This window comes from Stenotrophomonas sp. 05L44_2 (assembly GCF_056665995.1).
The window spans coordinates 1-4156 of record NZ_JBFTNR010000370.1; the positions used below are offsets into that span (position 1 = coordinate 1).

Genomic DNA, 4156 nt, shown 5'->3' on the forward strand with positions numbered 1-4156 from the left:
GCGCAAACCTGCGCGATCATGGACCCCCGCCCCCGCCAGGACTCCGCCATGCAGCAGTACCTGCTTCTGATCTACATCGACCCGTCACTGCTGCGCACACTGCCCATCGACGACTTCAATACGTTGATGCGCGACTGCCTCGCCCATGCCGACAAACTGCAGGCCGAAGGCACGTTGCTGGCCGCGCAGAAACTGCAGCCGATCGAATCAGCGCAGACCCTGCGCGTGCGCGATGGTCACAGCCGGATACTCGATGGCCCCTTCGCCGAAACCCGCGAACTGCTGGCCGGCTTCAACCTGATCGTTGCTCGTGACCGCGATGAGGCCATGCGTATCGCCCAGGGCTTCCCGTGGGCCCGCTTCGGCAGCATCGAGGTGCGGCCGCTGGAAGACATGGACGCCGAGCGCGAACGCTGCGGCGCCCCGGCCGCGGCTATGGCAGCAGCCGTACCCTGATGTCGCGCGGGCCCACGCCTTCGTTGCCGCTGTAGTCGCGCGCACTGGCACGCACGATGTACTCGCCCGGCGGCAACGCCGCCGGCTGCCAGCGCCCGGTTTCCATCAGCCCATCGCGCACGGTGTTGGTCACCAGATAACGGAAGCGGGTGACCGCGCTGCCATGCACGGTGATGCCGCTGTCGGGTGCGTAAGCCACTTTCACCGCCTGCTTCTGCGGTGGCATGCGGTTGAAGACGATGTTCCAGCGCGGCTGCTCGTAGCCCTGCAGTGGCTGCCCGGCGGCATCGAGGATCTGGTAGCCCACCTGGTACGGCCCCAGCCGGCGACGCGGCAGGTTGTTGTCCACCTGGTCCCAGGCTTCCACCACGATCTGCACGCCGCGTCCCTGCCGGGCCAGCATCACCACGCCATCGCTGCCGGCGGCCAGTGGCTGGTCGTTGTCGTCCAGCAGCGCCACATCGGTGATGCGCGGCGCGAAGTGGTCGGCATAGCCCTTGAACCCCAGCGCCACCGCATTGGTCTCGAAACCGCCATTGCCCACGGCCAGGTGCACGTGCGCCTGGTTGTTGATGCTGCCCAGGCGGTCGCCGACGTGGATGCGTGTACCACGGCGCACGCGGATGCGCTCCAGCGTGCCGTCTTCGGCGTACAGCGGCTGCCAGCGCGCGTCGAACGGTTCGCCGCGTGGCGTGCGACCGACGCGCATGTGGATGTATTTCAACCGGTCCACGGCCAGGCCCTCAGCCTGCCCACCGAGGCTCCAGGCGGCAATCGGGCTGCTGATCTTGCCCTCGGCGATCGCCAGTACGGTCTGGCCGACATCGCCGCGCACATCGAAGCCGCCGTGCAGGTGGTGGCGGCTCTCGCCCTGGAAGGTGCCGCGCACCTCGCCGAGCGTGCCCACCACTTCGTGCCAGCCATCCTGCGGTGCCAGTGGCCAGCGCCCGCCACTGTCCGGCAGCGCCGCATCCGAGGCCGGGCCCACCAGCGCCGGTGCGGGCAGTTCACCCACCGGCAACGGGCGCAGGCGATGCAGGCGATAAGCCGCGGAATCGGCCACCAGCAGGGTGCCGTCGGCCTCCACCGCCAGACCGCTGGGGCGCGCCAGGCGTGGCAGGCGGTCATTGCCCAGCAGTGCCAGCTGATGCCCCTGCGGGGTCACCTGCACGATGCGTCCATCCAGGTCACCCACGTACAGCACGCCGTCATGCGTGGTGGCCAGTGACAGCGGGCCATTGATGACCTCCCCGCGGGCAACGACGGTGCTGACCATGCCATCGGTGCCGACGCGCCGCACTGCGTTGTTGAACAGATCGGCCACCAGCAGTGCGCCGTGCGCATCGAAGGCCAGCGCCACCGGTGTATCGAAACGAGCGTCAGCGCCAAGCGCATCGGCGAAGCCCGGGCGGTCGCCGCCGGCCAACGTACGCACGTTGCCATCGGTACCGATCACCCGGATGCGGTCATTCCAGGTATCAGCCACATAGACCTGTCCCTGCGCATCCACGGCGATGCCCATCGGCCCATCGAAGCGCGCCTGCGCGGCAGGACCATCGGCGAAGCCTTGCTGGCCACCGGCCAGCGTCGTCACCTGTCCATCGGTACTGACGCGCCGGATCGCATGATTGCCGGTGTCGGCCACATACAGGTTGCCCTGCGCATCGGCGGCAATACCCGAAGGCGTGTTGAAACTTGCCTGCAGGGCAGGCCCATCAACACGACCCTCGCCCTGCCCCGCTACCGTTTCAATACGGCCATCGGGCAGGCGGCGGCGAATGCGGTTGTTGTCACCGGCATCGGTGAAGTAGACGCTGCCATTGGCACTGGCCAGCAGCGCGTAGGGGTCGGCAAAGCGTGCCTGTGCGGCGGCGCCATCGCGATCACCGGGATGGCCATCACCAGCCAGCAGTTCGATCTGTGCGGTCCAGCCCAGCGGCGTGGCGGCCGGGCCACTCGCTACTGTCGGGCCCGATGCCGGGAACTCCCACCAGGTTGCCGCCAGCGCCACCGCTGTTGCCACCACTACGCCTGCCGCCATCCAATGCCGCCGTGCCATCGTTCCTGTTCGCCTGCCAGACCGTGAAGAGGGTCAGACGATAGTCGCTGCACTCCCGGCTGCCAAGGCCGCGCCGCTGCAAATGCGGGGGTGCTTGTGGTGGCAGCCCTTCGCGGGTTCAAATCAACGCACTTCGCATTCAAATCAACGCACTTTCCAAGGATGGATGCCGTCATGTCCCGACCTACCCTGCCTCTCGCCGCGCTGCTGCTCACCGTGCTGGCGGCAGCATCTGCACACGCCGTCGAGCCCCATCCCGAGGCGCCAGCGCAGGAGATCGCGGATACCCCCTTTTCCGCCTACCAGCAACGGTGGGAGTCGGCGTTGATGATGGCCGGCAGCGGCAACATGCTGGGTGCCATGATCGCGTTCGAACGGCTGATGGACGATCCGTTGTTCGCCCGTCTGGAGCCCGCCGTGCGTGGGCGCAACGCGCAGATCGCCGGTGCCACCGCGTTGATGCAGGATGCCCCCGGCGTTGCCCGCCGCTACCTGCAGCAGGCACTGACCGCGCTGCCGAACGACCCGGCCACGCTGGCCACCCTGGTATCGGTGGAACTGGCCGAGGACAACACCGCCGCCGCAACCCTACACCTGCTGCAAGCGGCCACCCATGCAGATGGCCCAGTGCAGGTTGATATGCAGACCGTCAGCTACCTGCAGTACACGCTGCGTGCGCAGCCGGCTCAACGCATGGCCCTGCTGAAGAGCCTGTTCGACAACCAGTGGACGGGGGATGGCGTTGAACCCACCGGCCTCTGGCTGGTGCTGGCGACATTGCAGGTCGAGCACGGCCGCAGCGCAGAGGCAGCTGCCACGATTGCCCGCATCGATACACCGTTGGAGGTGATCGCATTGCGCAGCGACAAGCGCTTCGACCGCTACGTCGATCGCCGCGATCCGCGGTTCGATCCGCAGCAGGTGGCACAGCGCAAGCTGGATGACCTGCGCGTGTCGGGCCTGCTCGACCGCCGCTTGAATGCCAAGCTGGCTGCGTTCGGCTTCATCCAGCTGATGGTGGGCGAGAACGAGCAGATCGTGCAGTTCACCGATGACATGGCGCGGATGGTCAGTGCCGGCCAGCGTCCTGCGGGTGAGGAGGCAACGTGGCTGGCGTGGCTGCTGGACTACCGCACGCTGGCACTGCGCCGGCTGGATCGCATCGACGACTCTGTGGCGGCCGCACGACTGACCGATGCGGTCGGTGCCCTTGGSCCGGACGCGGCCGAGCACCGCATGAATCTGGCCTTCATGCTGTCTGCCACTGGCCACGAACGCGAGAGCGACACCCTGCTTGCCGGCATGGACGGGCTGTCGCCCTTCGGGCTGGCGGCGCGCGCCTACCTGACCTTCGTGCATGCGCGCGAGAACAACGATCTGGCGGCAGCGGCGGCCGCGCGCGCGGAAATCGTCAGCCACCGCAAGGACGCACCCCAGATCCATATGGAGCTGCTGATTGAAGAAGGCGACATGGAGGCCGCCGCAGCCGCGCTGATAAGCCAACTGGAATCCGCAGAGGATCGCACCGACGCACTGCTCAGCCTGCAGGACATGCGCGTGTATCCCTCGCTGCCCGCGGAGCGGGTGGCCGACGAGCGCTGGCGCGAACTGAAACAGCGTGCCGATGTGCGTGCCGCGATC

Annotated in this window: 3 protein-coding genes; 2 read left to right on the forward strand and 1 reads right to left on the reverse strand. The window is 67.6% G+C overall.

Annotated features, from left to right (window positions below):
- The first annotated feature begins 48 nt into the window (after positions 1-48).
- Complete coding sequence (locus AC1VAN_RS13635) at positions 49-456, forward strand: YciI family protein (RefSeq protein ID WP_032975546.1); 408 nt, start codon at positions 49-51, stop codon at positions 454-456.
- Here the strand turns inward: AC1VAN_RS13635 and AC1VAN_RS13640 are convergent.
- Complete coding sequence (locus AC1VAN_RS13640) at positions 434-2515, reverse strand: SMP-30/gluconolactonase/LRE family protein (RefSeq protein ID WP_032975547.1); 2082 nt, start codon at positions 2513-2515, stop codon at positions 434-436. The two genes, AC1VAN_RS13635 and AC1VAN_RS13640, sit on opposite strands and share 23 nt — an antisense overlap.
- A gap of 174 nt (positions 2516-2689) precedes the next feature.
- On the opposite strand from AC1VAN_RS13640, the gene AC1VAN_RS13645 reads away from it, so the two are divergent.
- On the forward strand, positions 2690-4156 hold a 1467-nt coding region (locus tag AC1VAN_RS13645), incomplete at its 3' end, for a hypothetical protein (protein ID WP_480985990.1).

What these genes read in the sequence shown, in the direction of transcription:
- AC1VAN_RS13635 (WP_032975546.1), top strand. Translation starts at nt 49, where the DNA reads ATGCAGCAGTACCTGCTTCTGATCTACATCGACCCGTCACTGCTGCGC.
- AC1VAN_RS13640 (WP_032975547.1), bottom strand. Translation starts at nt 2,515, where the DNA reads ATGGCACGGCGGCATTGGATGGCGGCAGGCGTAGTGGTGGCAACAGCG.